Origin of the sequence: Leptolyngbya sp. AS-A5, assembly GCF_039962495.1 — a bacterium.
Lineage (GTDB): Bacteria > Cyanobacteriota > Cyanobacteriia > Leptolyngbyales > Leptolyngbyaceae > Leptolyngbya.
On the sequence record NZ_JAMPLL010000002.1, the window covers coordinates 186,567 to 199,423 of the forward strand.

Sequence of the window (12,857 nt, forward strand, 5' to 3'; positions counted from 1 at the left end):
AACTTTTGTCGAACTCACGTCCCTTTAGCATTCTGTTGCCCAACTTTAGTGCTTTGAGTTCCCTATGATGTCTGATGCTAAACTCCGTGAACAAACTTACTCGTACTTTCTGACAGAAGCGCAGGATTTACTGCAATCGATCGAGCAACATTTATTCTCGCTGCGTCAAGATCGCTCTGCCGCTAAAGTGCATGAACTGATGAGAGCGGCTCACACGCTCAAAGGAGCCGCCGCCAGCGTTGAATTTGAGAGTGTCAAAACGATCGCGCACTCGTTTGAAGATGTTTTTAAGGCGTTGTTTAAGCCGGAAGTCACGATCGATGCAGAGCTAGAAGCTTTGCTATATGAAGGGTACGACTGTCTACGAATGCCCATAACGGCAGCGATCGCGGGAGTGAGTTGTCAAGAAGCAGAGGTACTAAATCGAGCAGAGGCAATTTTTTCTCAGATTCGCAAAAAGCTGGGTCGGCATTTTGATGCAGATGCTGCGATACCAACCTCGGCAGAGTTGGGGTTTGATCTCGTTCAGTCGATGTTTGAAACTGGGGTACAGGAACGGCTTGAGCAATTAGAAAGTGTACTCGCAGCAGGAAACTCAACCGCGATCGCCGAAACCCTACAAACGCAGGCAGAAGTATTTTTAGGATTAGCAGAATCGCTCAGTTTAAAGGGATTTGGCGCGATCGCTCAAACAGCTTTAACCGCACTCAAACGCCAACCCGATCGAGTGCAGGACATTGCTAAAGCGGCACTGAGCGATTTTCGCCAAGGACAGAGTGCGGTTCTCAGCGGCGATCGAGTTTCAGGCGGTGAAGTGTCAACTGCACTCAAGCAGTTTGCAGGACTGAGCCAGAAGCCGAATGACTCTGTCCCCAGCGCTTGGACAAGATTAAAGCGGTTTCTCCGACGATCGCTGCTCAATCCTCCCACAGTCAAACCCGAACCTTCTCAAAATATTCCTGAGTCAAATGACCTCTTTACTGTTGATCCTGCCTTTGAACAACTTGCCACCGAGTTTGCGGCACAAGCCGAACTTCAGGATTTAGGCTTTCAGGATTTGAACTTCCAGGATTCAAACCTCCAGGATTCAAACCTCCAGGATTCAAACTTCCAGGATTCAAGTTCAGACATGGAATTCTGGGACGCAGAACCCGCTCTAAACGATGCGTCAAACCATGCTGCGCTAACCGTTTCTCCGCCTGTGGTAGCGGCTCCCCCGCAGTCCGTTGCTCAAAAAGCCACGCTCTCAGATACCATTCGGGTTGACCTAGCCAATTTAGAGTCGCTGAACTTGATTGCCAGTGAACTCCTGATCTATCAGAATCAGCAATTGCTTCAAGATGAACAGTTGCAAGTGATGCTGGTCGATTTGGTCGATCGGCTGAATCGGCATCAGCAGATGCTATCGCAGTTGAAAGACTGGGCATCTATTGCTCCGGAGCGCTTCGCTAGAGGAGGTCATTCTCTCGCAACAAACAGCGATTTGAAGCAGAAATTCGATCCGCTTGAACTCGATCGATACAATGAGTTTTATGTGCGCCTACAGAGAGCTGTGACAGAAGCAGAGCAGCTTGAAACCGTAGCAGAAGCGATCGGATTCCTAGCGCGAGAGTCTCGATTGACGCGGGGTAAGCAAGGGCGGCTGTTATCCAATCTACGGGATGATTTGATCACGGTTCGGATGATGCCGATCAGTACCATTTTCAATCGCTTGCCTGCTGTAGTACAACAACTAAGCGAAACTTATGGCAAAACCGTGAACTTGCGGTTAGCTGGAACCGAAGTAATGGTCGATAAAGCCCTTGCAGAAAAGCTTTATGATCCATTGCTGCACTTAGTTCGCAATGCGTTTGATCATGGAGTCGAGCCTGATTCACTGCGATCGCAGCAAGGAAAATCGATCGGTGAAATCGAAGTTCGTGCTTATCAGCAAGGTAATCGGACGGTGATCGAAGTCAAGGATAATGGGCGCGGCTTAGATTTACAAAAGATTTGTCAGCGTGGATTTGAACAAGGACGACTGCCTTCTTGCTACGTCGATCGATGCTCCGAATCTGAACTTCTAAACCTGCTGTTTGAGCCTGGTTTTTCGACGGCTGAGCAAGTCACAGACTTGTCCGGGCGGGGCGTTGGACTGGATGTGGTGCGATCGCAAATTCAAGCGATGCGCGGCACTGTGACGATTACCTCAGAACCCAACCAAGGGACAACTTTTTCATTGCAATTGCCGCTCACCCTGATCAGCGCGAGACTGCTGGTATGCCAAGCAGGACACGCAATCTACGGCATGATCTCTGAGGACGTAATTCGAATCGTGTCGCCCAGTAGCGCAGAGGTCGAACAACTGGGACAGCAGCGCGTTTTACATTGGCGCTATGAAGACGAGAAACAAACTGTTCCAATTCATTCACTGTCTGATGCTGTAACTTACACGAACCGATTAATCAGCCTCCAAGCGGCGCTACATTCAACTGAGGAGCTTAGAACTGTTCCGGCGCTGACCTCATCGATTCTGATTTGCAGGCATCAGAATACTTGGGTTGGAATCGAGGTTGATCGCGTACTTGGAGAACAAGAACTGGTACTACGACCTGTGGGAAATACGCTCACACCACCCAGCTACATCTATGGCTGTAGTGTTCTAGGCGATGGTCGATCGCTCTTGGCGATCGATGCGGTCGCATTAGTCGAGCGAAATCAAGCGAGGTCTAACGCTGTCCCAACTCAATCTACACTCATTGCAAAAACCGTATTAGTCGTTGATGATTCGCTCACGGTGCGGCAAACTGTTGCAGCAACACTCAACCGCGCAGGATATCAAGTGATTCAAGCACAAGATGGATTAGAGGCGATCGCGCACCTACAGCAGCATCCTGAGATTCAACTGATTACCTGTGACATTGAAATGCCGCGTCTCAATGGCTTTGAATTTCTCAAGCGGTACAAGCAAGCGTCCCAGGCTCCAGTCGTCATGCTCACCTCTCGCACCAGCGAAAAACATCAGCAGTTGGCAAAGCAGCTCGGCGCGGCAGCCTATCTCACTAAGCCGTATGACCAGGGTGAATTACTTCAGCTAGTCGAACAGTTGATCAACGCAAAGGTGGTGCAGTAAGTCTATGAACACTTCTCAAACTCTGAACCAGAAACAAACGGTTCGATTGATAGTTTTTGCGATCACAGGCTATCGATTCGGTTTACCGCTCCATCGCATTTTACGGGTTGTCAACTGTCCAGATGACTTGCGATCGCGCCCCGCAGAACCGCTTGAACTTTTTCCAGTGGGACAGCAGACGCTTTCGGTGCTGAATCTGCGATCGCAATTAGGTCTAGCTCCAACGGATCAGGCAGGTGATTTCTTGGTCATTGCGAAAATCAAAGCGGAACTCTGTGCAATTCGAGTGGATGCACCGCCGGATTTGATCGAAGTGGATGCTACCGCGATTCGACAGTTACCCGCGCCTTATCGCCAAGGTCATCCTCTCAGTATCGCCAGTCAAGTCGTCGTATTGCCCCAAGGAAAAGCAACACTCGCAGTCTTTCTGCTGGAAATTGAGCGGTTGTTTGCCTGCTTAGGCGCAAGTCGTTGAACTCAGAAGCGGCACTTCCAGCAGTCCTCTAACCAATCGACTAACACCTGACGTGGAATGATGGCTTGTCTCATCACGCTCCACAGTTGAACGAGCGCGATCGTGCTTTCGATATGAACGATTAGGGGTTGATGGGCAGCACAAGAACAGGAAATTTCGAGTTCACAGAGGCGACGATACACTTGCCAGCGATCGCAGCCTTCGATTGTAAATGGAAATCCAGAGGATGCAGGATCTAAATTCATTCGCGGTTTTCCAATCAGGAATCTTTTTTGATAGTTACGAAATACGGGGTTTCAAAAATGCTGCAAGCTGCACACTTTTGTAAGGATATTGCCCAATCGCTTGAGTCTGTTCATCTATCTCAGACGAGTCGGGTGGGTCATCTGACTCTGTTTGCTTTACCCAATTGATGATGGTGTTGTGACTGATCCCGGTGGCACGACCGATCGCCCTGAACCCGATGCCATCGCGATACATTTTCAAGCAAATCTGTTTGGCATCTTCTGAATAGCCTCGTGCTGAGCGCGATTCAACAAACTGACGACCACAACTTTTACATCGATAGTTTTGTTTACCGCGACAGTGCCCGTTTTTATTGATATGCGTAGAACCACATTGAGGGCAATTCATTACTTCAGTGTGCAACGTTATCTTTTACAAGGCTAATGTGCAGGAAAACAGTAATTTTGATGATTTGAATAAAACAAGATAATTTCTCATTTAATGCAAAGAATCGCTTAAAGCGATACCGGTTCAAACTTGCGTTTCATTGGAAAGTATGAGTCAATCGTGGGTAAGTAAGCCGTTCCTGTCTTTACTGGTAATGTCCAGAAGAGGCAGACTGCATCTCTTTTGAGGTGTTGTATTTGAGGTGTTGTAGTTGGCGTACCGAATCTTCTCATTGATCAGGAGAATAGAATGTCTGAAACTCAAGTTCTAATGCGTCCTTTTGGTCAGATTGTTGATAATCCAATTTCTCTAGAGCGCACGGTCACTGAGCCTGTCTGTGAAGGGTTGAATGCGCTGTTGGCTAGTTTTCAAGCATTGTATTTGCAGTATCAAAAGCATCATTTTGTTGTTGAAGGGGCTGAATTTTACTCTTTACATCAATTTTTCCAGGAAAGTTACGAAACGGTTCAGACACACGCCCACGAAATCGGTGAGCGGCTAGAAGGGTTAGGCGGCGTTCCGGTTGCAAGTTTCTCGAAGCTCGCTGAGCTGTGCTGCTTTGCGCCTGAGCCAGATGGAGCTTATAGCTGTCGATCAATGCTGGAGCATGATTTAGTGGGTGAGCAAGCGGTAATCGATCTGCTGCGTCGGCAAGCGGCTCAAGCGGAAAGCGTGGGCGATCGTGCAACGCGCTACCTGCTCGAAAAAATCTTGCTGACAACTGAAGACCGGGCCTTTCACATCTCTCACTTCCTCGCGCCTGATAGCTTAAAGCGTTAGAGTGCTTGCTACGTTGGCTGTGTGTATTCCTCCTTGAATATCCATAATTTTGCGCAGTTAACAAGTTGCGGTTCTACTGTTCAACGTGCCGCCTCTTCTCTATTGTTCGAGTAGGGATTGCAATTCCGTTACTCAAATGACAGGGAAGAGATTTTTTGCGCTGTTGCAACTTCTTCTCAAGAAGTGAGAATAGGCTAATTGAGAACAAACGTCAAGACTTGTTTGAATAAAATTTGATCGCAAGCTAGGAGACGCGACAAACTAGCTAAAGCCGCGGTCGCGGGACTTACTTTCCCTGTGTCAGAAGTCGTGTCCAGATGTGGAACGGACTAAGAAATCTACCGATTAGAAATTGCAACTCGCAAGCAGCAACCAGATCTTCAGAGCCGCGATGCTTCAGTTTGTGAGACACGATTTTTCGGAGATCGTTAAGCAGCAACAGTGGGAAGACCAAAGGACGCTGCCAAACCGGATAACCGAGCATTCGGAAGCGATGCTGGCTCAATCCCGTTGATTTGAGAAACTTTAGTAAATATGCGGCTTCTAATCGCCACTTTGGAATGTAGTGATAGATGTGCATCTCCGGGTTGTACCATACTTCCCAACCTGCATTCCTCATGTGGTGAAGCGCTTCAATATCCTCCCCTTTGGTCACTAATGATCCCTTGACCGGCCCCTGAAAAATCAAATTTTCTGGGACATGATCAAGCCATGCTTGCTTACGAATGGTTAATCCAGCGCCGGGAGGTAAGCCTTTTTTGTAGGTGTCGAAGTGAAGCAGGTTTTTGCGTTCGATGATTGGAAAGTACAACGCAATTCGTCGGATATTTTGTGGAGGTTCAACTTCAAAGATGCCGTGAATCTGGCTTCCATAAGCCCCTACTTTTGGGTTAGCCCGTCCAAAAGCGGATGCAGTGGCGACCCAATCCTCCGCAGGAAGATTATCATCATCGAGAAAGCCGATTAAAGCGCCTTTTGCTTCTTGAATTGCACGCCGGCGAGCGATCGCGGCTCCCTGTTTTCGCTCAAGCACGTACCGCAGATCACAGGTTTTCCACTTTGACTGGTAGGCTTGCACAACTTCAGCCGTGTTGTCAGTGCTATTGTTATCGACAATCAGAACTTCCCAGCAGATTGATTCTGTATTTTGTTGCGATTGAAGCTTGTCGAGTAAGGCAGGGAGGCGATCGGCGGCATTAAACGCTCGAATCGCAACAGTAAAATCCAGTGGTAGCATACGGAGAGGCAAAATACAGGGACAAAGTGGCTGTCTGCATAATGTGCCCAGAAGCAGTATAAAAAATAGGACTCGATCGCGAAGTTCGACCAAGTCCTATGCTTCTTTAATTAAGAGATTTAGCCAGCAAAAATTGCAGTTTTCGCTTGCTTGTTCAGCAGGACTTGTCCTTTACCGTCCATACTAAAATCTTGTCCAGGCTGATAGCCCTGCGTAATCAAACGGCGATAAATCGTAACAGATGTAATTCGGCGAATTTCTCGCATTACATAGCCGGGAATTACATTCTCAACTGCCCAGCAGAATGCTAGTTGGTCTGTCCACACTAAGCGCTCCAAGCTGACGATGACCATTCCTGCAACCTCTCGAAGAGTGAGGCGGCTTCTAAGGTTTGCGATCACGGCTTTGCCAATCTCAGTGTTACGAGTTGCAAATGCACAGGTAAGTCTGCTCAATTCTTGTTCGAGGTCTAAGCTGGTAGTGTCGTACACGGATTATTTCTTCTCCCAAAGATTCAGCAATGTGTCGTTACAACAAAGGTAAGTTTGTAAGAGTATATCCTGGGATAGATTTACGATGCTAGATAAATAACTAGCGTAAAAAAACTTAACATTATTTGCTACCTTCAGGGCCTCATGCAGTACGGCAAAGCATTAGGTTTCTATGGACAGAAAGGCGTAAAACACTACGCGCTAAAAGCGGGTAAGTTGGGGGGGTATTGCGTTCAATCCAGTCAGCACCGCACCGAAAATGGTTTCACCCCTATCGAAGTTTGACGGCTAGAGCGATCGCCAGAACACTTCAATTCCCAACCCTGTCACCAATAGAAACGACAATCCCAACACTCCAGCCAGGGGTTTGCGATCGATCCCCGTTAACCACTCTGGGGCAGTTTCGTCATAGCTCAAAATCTCTGCTGCATCTAAACTCGCAATCATCCACACCCAGCCTGCATGAAGTCCCCAGGGTAGACCAATGCTGTTCTGGTTTTGAACGAACGCTAAGCACAGCACAACGCCCATTAGCGTTAGTCCCGGCAGTTGTGGGATATTTTCTTTGCCTTCCCAAATCAGGTGTAGGACTGCAAAAATCAGGCTGGAGACGATCGCGCCCCACCAGAAATCAGAGGCGATTTGACCAAAGAAGAATCCTCGAAACACCAATTCTTCGGTAAATCCAATCCAGAGTGCAAGTAACAGCGTCGGTAAACTTGCCGTGAGCCATTTTCGCCAGCTCTCAGGGTTCCAATGAATCCAACCAATCGCAGTTTGTACACCGAATAAAACCAGAATTCCGATCGCTCCGATGCCCAATCCGAGTGCAGTCGAAGTCAAAAGATCAGTATTCAAACTGATACCAAATGTAGAAAAGGGAACTCGCTTTAGCGCGGCAATTTTCCACAAAATTGGTGGCGCAAGCAGGTAAAGTGAAGCAACCAACGGCAATTTTTGTTGCAGTTCTAGCGGCGCGAAAGGTCTCCACTTCACAAAGAACGCAATAGGGATCGCGATCGGCAACCACACCAATCCCCAAATCAGAAAAAAGAATCCTATCTGAATAAATGCAGGCGCTTGTGAAAGACTCTTAACAAACGCACTTGCATCGATCAAGATAGGAAACAAGTTCATAATCAAACCCAATTGAAATGAAGTTGGAGGAAGAGCAATTAATTTGCCTCTCCTTCATCAACTGCACCATTTTTACTTGCTTTATCGCCATCAAGCTGAATCAAGTGAATGTGCTTATAGCCGAGTTTAATTTCAAACTCATCGCCAGGCTTTAGACCCATTGCTTTTGTATAAGCGGCTCCAATGACAATTTGCCCATTTTGATGAACACTGACGCGATACGTGGGTTCGCGTCCTCGACCATCTTTGGTGCCTTCTGGATCGAGAGGAAGCCCTTTCGCGACCAGCAAAGCATCGTAGAAATCGGTCAAATTGACTCGCGTTTGATTGTTCTTCGTAACGGTGTAGTAGCCACATCGCTTTGCCGTTTCTCGACGGGGCAGATGTGACAATTCTTTTACTTTTTGAAGTAGCGCCTTCCCAGTTAATGGGGCGGTTGCAGGTTCACTCATCTGCTACAGAATATCCCTTCGATTTCTGAAATGGGTATTAGCGTCAATCTTAAATGTTTGACTTAGTAAAATATATCCTCAAATGTTTGTTTTTGAACAGCGACCTGAAATAATTCGTTCTGGTATTAATCTTTTTGATTCATTCTTACAGTTGATCTGTGCCGTGCTTCTCGATCGTAATGAATTAAAGCATGCAGAAGACTAAACAATTCATTCTTCCCAATGTCAGAAAACAAGTAGAGTTATCCCGCAGAAACTGTTCAGGTGTATCGAAGTTTTAAACAGAAATCTGAAACGGAAAACAAGTTTAATACGATCACACCTGCCTTTAACGGCGGTGTTAAACTAGGTTTGGATCAGCCGTCTGTAAGCGTTCTGATTTGTGTCGCTCTTGGTTGTTTTTGCGAGGTTGGCAGAATGCAAGTCGTCTTTAAGATTGTCCGGCAGCATCAGAATGCCGCTCCACGGGTGGAATCATACTCGCTAGAAGTTGAGCCTGGAAATACGATTCTCGACTGCCTTAACCGAATTAAATGGGAGCAAGATGGAACGCTTGCTTATCGAAAAAACTGCCGCAATACGATTTGTGGAAGCTGTTCGATGCGAATTAATGGACGATCGGCGCTCGCTTGCAAAGAGAATGTCGGCAGTGAAGTGGCTCGATTTTCCCCGGATGCAGAAGTTCCAGAAATCACGATCGCGCCGATGGGAAATATGCCCGTGATTAAAGATTTAGTTGTGGATATGTCGAGCTTCTGGGCGAATTTGAAGGCGGTTGATCCTTACGTGAGTACGGCAGCACGTCAAGTGCCAGAGCGCGAGTTTCTCCAGTCTCCAGAAGAGCGCGACAAGCTGAATCAGACCGGCAATTGTATCCTGTGTGGGGCATGCTATTCGGAATGTAATGCGCGAGAAGTGAACCCGAATTTTGTCGGGCCTCATGCCCTAGCCAAAGCGTATCGAATGGTGGCAGATTCTCGCGACGATCGCACCGTTGATCGCCTAGAGCGATACAACGAAGGAACAAGCGGTGTTTGGGGCTGTACGCGCTGTTATTTCTGCAATGCAGTTTGTCCGATGGAAGTTGCGCCAATGGATCAAATCGGCAAGATTAAAAACGCAATTTTAGACAGCGAAACAGTTCAAGAAAGTCGATCGATTCGTCATCGCAGAACGCTAATTAATCTGGTCAAACAAGGCGGTTGGGTTGATGAACGGCTGTTTGGCTTAAAAGTAGTTGCCAATAACTTCAGGGACTTACCCGGATTATTGAGTCTTGCACCGCTCGGATTGCGAATGCTCCAGCGACGGAAGTTTCCGCTTGGATTTGAGAAGTCGGAAGGAACGAAAACGATACGATCGCTGATTGAATCTATCCAAGCATTTGAAGCACAATCAAGAAGCTGAGTTACAAACTAAACCATGACTGCTGAAACTCCCAAACCTGAAGTCCAAACCCCTGAAGAACAGCCAGCTTTCGGTTGGACACGCTATGCCGAATTGATTAATGGACGCTTTGCCATGATCGGGTTTGTTGCCCTGCTGATTTTGCAGTTTGTGACTCGTCAGGACTTCTTTACCTGGCTTGGCTTCTAAAGGTCAAGGCATTAAAAAAGGAGCGTTACATCAACGCTCCTCACTCTTTCTAATTCAGTTCAGCTACTCGCCCCATCCATCCTTGCGATTTGAATCGATCGGGCGGTATTCCACATACCCAGCATCATCGGGCTGGTTAATATCTTCGATCGCATTATTGCGACGCGGACGAGCCGTATTTCTCGGAGAATTGCGACGAGTCGGACGGCTACCCAAATCCTCACGATCGCTAGAAGCTTCATTCCGGCTGCGCGTATTGCGGCGCTCCGCAGGGCCTAAGCGTGGCTCATCAGCGCGAGTAGGACGGGAACGAGCAGGACGATCGTCAAACTCATCGTCCCGCTGCGGTCTTCTGCGACCTTCTTGAAGGGGTGTCCGGGTTTCGCGATTTGCGAAGCTCACTGTGTATTCATCTTCCTCGAATGCAGCACGATACTCTGGTGCGACCGGACGATCAGTATCCACGATCGGAGTCGTGCGTTTTGCTTGCTCGGTCGAAATCTGCCGCAGCCTTAAATTCTCAAACACAAAATAAACAGCCGCCCCAGTCAGAAGCACCTGCCCAAACTGCATAATCGGGTCAAATCGCCAGCCGTAAAAAATCAAAATCAAACCGCAGAGCAAACCGACTGCCGAGAAGAAAATATCGGTATCACGGGCAATCTGCGGACGAAACGATCGAACTGCATAGAGCGCAGTTCCGCCCACCGCCAGGATGATCCCAGAGATACTTGCTAAATTGAACTGAAAATTAACCATGTCCGGTCTCCAAGGATAAGTCCTATGTTAGCGGCTTCCTTCCAATTTCTCCACGAAAATCCCGCTTTGGATCAGCAAAAACCTCAGTCTGATCCGCAAGCGTCCAGGCTCTGAGGTTTGGTTCTAAGTATAACGGGTCGAATCAAATTGATCAGCAAGTGCGATCGCACCCTTAGGAACGTTGAATTTTATCTTTTTGGCTGACAAAAATGAGAAAGGCGGTAGCAGGAACTACCACAATCACAACGCCTGCAAGCAGGCTGAGTAGAAAATTCATCAAAGAAGGAGTCATATCGCTTTGTCCTTATCAACAACACGCAAGTCTTCATAATTTTAATAGTTCGTCATCTATTTGTATAGCGGGGAGATCAAGAGTTGCGATCGCCGCATCCGAAGGGCGCTTCTCGATAAAATAAAGTTACAAAGCTTAAGGATTAGGTTTATGGATGTGACCACGATCGCGCTTGCCGCTCTTAGTATTTTGCTTGGTGCGATGACGTTTCTGTTTATTTTCAGAATCGTCCTGACTTGGTATCCCCAAGTAGAGCTGCAAAAGTTTCCGTTTAACTTGGTGATGATTCCAACCGAGCCATTTTTAGCGCCGACCCGGAAGATGATTCAGCCGTTGGGTGGCGTGGATATTACTCCTATCTTGTGGGTGGGAATTTTTAGCTTGCTGCGTGAATTGTTGCTAGGTCAGCAAGGCATTTTGACCATGATGTTTTAGCCACACGGCTGAGCCGCCCTGAACTGGAGTTCGGGCGGATAGCGTATTCAATGCTCTATCAATCTTTGGGGGGCATCATGACTTTATCCACGAAGTTGGTATAAATGTCGCCTCTCTGAAATTCTGGGGTTTCCAGAATTCGCTGATGAAAGTTGATCGTCGTGGGTAAGCCTGTGACGGCGCATTCTCTAAGAGCGCGTTTCATTCGCAAAATCGCAGACGGTCGATCGCTGCCCCACACAATCAATTTGCCGATGAGCGAATCGTAATAAGGCGGAATTTCGTAATCGGTATACACATGCGAGTCCATCCGAACGCCTGGCCCGCTTGGAGGGAGGTACCCGCTAATGCGGCCGGGACTAGGGCGGAAATTGTGATCGGGATCTTCAGCGTTGATCCGGCATTCGATCGCGTGTCCCCGCAGTTCAATTTCTTCTTGAGTAAAGCGCAGGGGTTCACCTTGAGCAATGCGAATCTGTTCCGCAATCAAATCAATCCCTGTAATCATTTCTGTGACCGGATGTTCCACCTGAATCCGGGTGTTCATTTCCATAAAGTAGAAGTCACCGGAACGATCGAGCAAAAATTCCACGGTGCCTGCGCCGACATAGTTAATTGACTTAGCAGCCGCGATCGCCGCCGCTCCCATACGAACGCGCAACTCTGGTGTAATCGCCGAGCTTGGGGCTTCTTCTAATAATTTCTGGTGTCGCCGTTGGATCGAACATTCGCGCTCTCCCAGATGCACCACGTTGCCGTAAGTGTCGGCAAGAATCTGAAACTCGATGTGGCGCGGATTTTGCACAAATTTTTCAACATACACCCCTGCATTACCGAACGCCGCTTCGGCTTCTCCTTGCGCTGCGTGAAATAGCTTGTTAAGTTCATCGTCGCTAGGAACCAGCCGCATTCCTCGTCCGCCACCGCCAGCCGTTGCTTTGATAATCACGGGATAGCCGATCGCTCTTGCAATCTCTCGCGCTTCGTCTTCGCTCTGAACTAGACCCTTGCTTCCCGGAACTGTAGGAACTCCTACACGCTGCATGGTTTTCTTTGCAGTAGATTTGTCTCCCATCGCTCGAATTGAGTCTGGAGAAGGCCCAATAAACGAAATTTGATGGTCGGCACAAATCTCAGCAAATCGAGCGTTTTCTGCCAAAAAACCGTAGCCCGGATGAATCGCAGTAGCGTTACGAGTTAGAGCAGCCGCAATAATATTGGGAATGTTGAGATAACTTTTACTGCTAGCAGGTTCGCCAATGCAAACAGCTTCGTCGGCTAACTGAACGTGAAGCGAGTTGCGATCGATCGTCGAATGCACGGCAACAGTCGCAATTCCCAATTCTTCACAGGTGCGAATAATTCTTAGGGCAATTTCCCCCCGATTTGCAATCAAAATTTTTGAAAAGCGCATATCAA

The 12,857-nt window shown here is 47.8% G+C and carries 15 protein-coding genes; 6 read left to right on the forward strand and 9 right to left on the reverse strand.

Annotated features, from left to right (window positions below; translation table 11 throughout):
• Window positions 1–64 precede the first annotated feature (64 nt).
• Together NC980_RS03290 and NC980_RS03295 are read left to right on the forward strand one after the other, a co-directional pair.
• Window positions 65–3,112: a hybrid sensor histidine kinase/response regulator gene (locus NC980_RS03290; protein ID WP_190379701.1), complete on the forward strand. Its 3,048-nt coding sequence runs from the start codon at window positions 65–67 to the stop codon at window positions 3,110–3,112.
• Window positions 3,113–3,116: 4 nt separating this feature from the next.
• A complete protein-coding gene (locus NC980_RS03295) occupies window positions 3,117–3,587 on the forward strand; it encodes a chemotaxis protein CheW (RefSeq protein WP_190379702.1) in 471 nt (156 codons plus the stop codon).
• A 2-nt stretch (window positions 3,588–3,589) separates the two neighbouring features.
• Here the strand turns inward: NC980_RS03295 and NC980_RS03300 are convergent, their stop codons facing one another.
• Complete coding sequence (locus NC980_RS03300) at window positions 3,590–3,832, reverse strand: Asr1405/Asl0597 family protein (protein WP_190379703.1); 243 nt, start codon at window positions 3,830–3,832, stop codon at window positions 3,590–3,592.
• A 34-nt stretch (window positions 3,833–3,866) separates the two neighbouring features.
• On the reverse strand, window positions 3,867–4,220 hold the full coding sequence (locus NC980_RS03305) for an IS1 family transposase (RefSeq protein WP_190379704.1): 354 nt from the start codon (window positions 4,218–4,220) through the stop codon (window positions 3,867–3,869).
• A gap of 288 nt (window positions 4,221–4,508) precedes the next feature.
• Here NC980_RS03305 and NC980_RS03310 point away from each other — a divergent pair, with 288 nt between their 5' ends.
• Complete coding sequence (locus tag NC980_RS03310) at window positions 4,509–5,039, forward strand: Dps family protein (protein ID WP_190379705.1); 531 nt, start codon at window positions 4,509–4,511, stop codon at window positions 5,037–5,039.
• A 286-nt stretch (window positions 5,040–5,325) separates the two neighbouring features.
• Here NC980_RS03310 and hpsE read toward each other — a convergent pair whose 3' ends face one another.
• The 4 genes from hpsE to NC980_RS03330 all read right to left on the reverse strand — a co-directional run bounded on the left by hpsE (window position 5,326) and on the right by NC980_RS03330 (window position 8,356).
• Entirely contained in the window at window positions 5,326–6,276 is a 951-nt protein-coding gene (gene hpsE, locus NC980_RS03315; RefSeq protein ID WP_190379706.1) for a hormogonium polysaccharide biosynthesis glycosyltransferase HpsE, read from the reverse strand.
• Window positions 6,277–6,395: 119 nt separating this feature from the next.
• Window positions 6,396–6,767 (reverse strand): hypothetical protein, encoded by a 372-nt coding sequence (locus NC980_RS03320; RefSeq protein WP_190379707.1) that lies wholly within the window; start codon window positions 6,765–6,767, stop codon window positions 6,396–6,398.
• Between the two features lie 288 nt (window positions 6,768–7,055).
• A complete protein-coding gene (locus NC980_RS03325; protein ID WP_190379708.1) occupies window positions 7,056–7,904 on the reverse strand; it encodes a type II CAAX endopeptidase family protein in 849 nt (282 codons plus the stop codon).
• Between the two features lie 38 nt (window positions 7,905–7,942).
• Window positions 7,943–8,356, reverse strand: coding sequence for an AbrB family transcriptional regulator (locus NC980_RS03330; RefSeq protein ID WP_190379709.1), 414 nt, complete (start codon window positions 8,354–8,356; stop codon window positions 7,943–7,945).
• A gap of 417 nt (window positions 8,357–8,773) precedes the next feature.
• On the opposite strand from NC980_RS03330, the gene NC980_RS03335 reads away from it, so the two are divergent.
• Both NC980_RS03335 and NC980_RS03340 read left to right on the forward strand, forming a co-directional pair.
• A complete protein-coding gene (locus tag NC980_RS03335; protein WP_190379710.1) occupies window positions 8,774–9,763 on the forward strand; it encodes a succinate dehydrogenase/fumarate reductase iron-sulfur subunit in 990 nt (329 codons plus the stop codon).
• Window positions 9,764–9,778: 15 nt separating this feature from the next.
• Window positions 9,779–9,952 (forward strand): chlorophyll a/b-binding protein, encoded by a 174-nt coding sequence (locus NC980_RS03340; protein ID WP_190379711.1) that lies wholly within the window; start codon window positions 9,779–9,781, stop codon window positions 9,950–9,952.
• A 63-nt stretch (window positions 9,953–10,015) separates the two neighbouring features.
• Here NC980_RS03340 and NC980_RS03345 read toward each other — a convergent pair whose 3' ends face one another.
• The gene (locus NC980_RS03345) at window positions 10,016–10,711 is read right to left on the reverse strand and encodes a Ycf66 family protein (protein ID WP_190379712.1); all 696 of its coding nucleotides are present in this window, start codon (window positions 10,709–10,711) and stop codon (window positions 10,016–10,018) included.
• A 172-nt stretch (window positions 10,712–10,883) separates the two neighbouring features.
• Window positions 10,884–11,003: a photosystem II reaction center X protein gene (locus NC980_RS03350; protein ID WP_190379713.1), complete on the reverse strand. Its 120-nt coding sequence runs from the start codon at window positions 11,001–11,003 to the stop codon at window positions 10,884–10,886.
• A gap of 150 nt (window positions 11,004–11,153) precedes the next feature.
• Between NC980_RS03350 and NC980_RS03355 the strand changes: the two genes are divergently transcribed.
• The gene (locus NC980_RS03355; RefSeq protein ID WP_190379714.1) at window positions 11,154–11,438 is read left to right on the forward strand and encodes a YggT family protein; all 285 of its coding nucleotides are present in this window, start codon (window positions 11,154–11,156) and stop codon (window positions 11,436–11,438) included.
• A gap of 58 nt (window positions 11,439–11,496) precedes the next feature.
• Here the strand turns inward: NC980_RS03355 and accC are convergent, their stop codons facing one another.
• Window positions 11,497–12,852 (reverse strand): acetyl-CoA carboxylase biotin carboxylase subunit, encoded by a 1,356-nt coding sequence (gene accC / locus NC980_RS03360; RefSeq protein ID WP_190379715.1) that lies wholly within the window; start codon window positions 12,850–12,852, stop codon window positions 11,497–11,499.
• Between the last annotated feature and the right edge of the window lie 5 nt (window positions 12,853–12,857).

Coding starts and splice junctions, on each gene's coding strand:
- NC980_RS03290 (WP_190379701.1), top strand. CDS start 65: ATGATGTCTGATGCTAAACTCCGTGAACAAACTTACTCGTACTTTCTG.
- NC980_RS03295 (WP_190379702.1), top strand. CDS start 3,117: ATGAACACTTCTCAAACTCTGAACCAGAAACAAACGGTTCGATTGATA.
- NC980_RS03300 (WP_190379703.1), bottom strand. CDS start 3,832: ATGAATTTAGATCCTGCATCCTCTGGATTTCCATTTACAATCGAAGGC.
- NC980_RS03305 (WP_190379704.1), bottom strand. CDS start 4,220: ATGAATTGCCCTCAATGTGGTTCTACGCATATCAATAAAAACGGGCAC.
- NC980_RS03310 (WP_190379705.1), top strand. CDS start 4,509: ATGTCTGAAACTCAAGTTCTAATGCGTCCTTTTGGTCAGATTGTTGAT.
- hpsE (WP_190379706.1), bottom strand. CDS start 6,276: ATGCTACCACTGGATTTTACTGTTGCGATTCGAGCGTTTAATGCCGCC.
- NC980_RS03325 (WP_190379708.1), bottom strand. CDS start 7,904: ATGAACTTGTTTCCTATCTTGATCGATGCAAGTGCGTTTGTTAAGAGT.
- NC980_RS03330 (WP_190379709.1), bottom strand. CDS start 8,356: ATGAGTGAACCTGCAACCGCCCCATTAACTGGGAAGGCGCTACTTCAA.
- NC980_RS03335 (WP_190379710.1), top strand. CDS start 8,774: ATGCAAGTCGTCTTTAAGATTGTCCGGCAGCATCAGAATGCCGCTCCA.
- NC980_RS03340 (WP_190379711.1), top strand. CDS start 9,779: ATGACTGCTGAAACTCCCAAACCTGAAGTCCAAACCCCTGAAGAACAG.
- NC980_RS03345 (WP_190379712.1), bottom strand. CDS start 10,711: ATGGTTAATTTTCAGTTCAATTTAGCAAGTATCTCTGGGATCATCCTG.
- NC980_RS03350 (WP_190379713.1), bottom strand. CDS start 11,003: ATGACTCCTTCTTTGATGAATTTTCTACTCAGCCTGCTTGCAGGCGTT.
- NC980_RS03355 (WP_190379714.1), top strand. CDS start 11,154: ATGGATGTGACCACGATCGCGCTTGCCGCTCTTAGTATTTTGCTTGGT.
- accC (WP_190379715.1), bottom strand. CDS start 12,852: ATGCGCTTTTCAAAAATTTTGATTGCAAATCGGGGGGAAATTGCCCTA.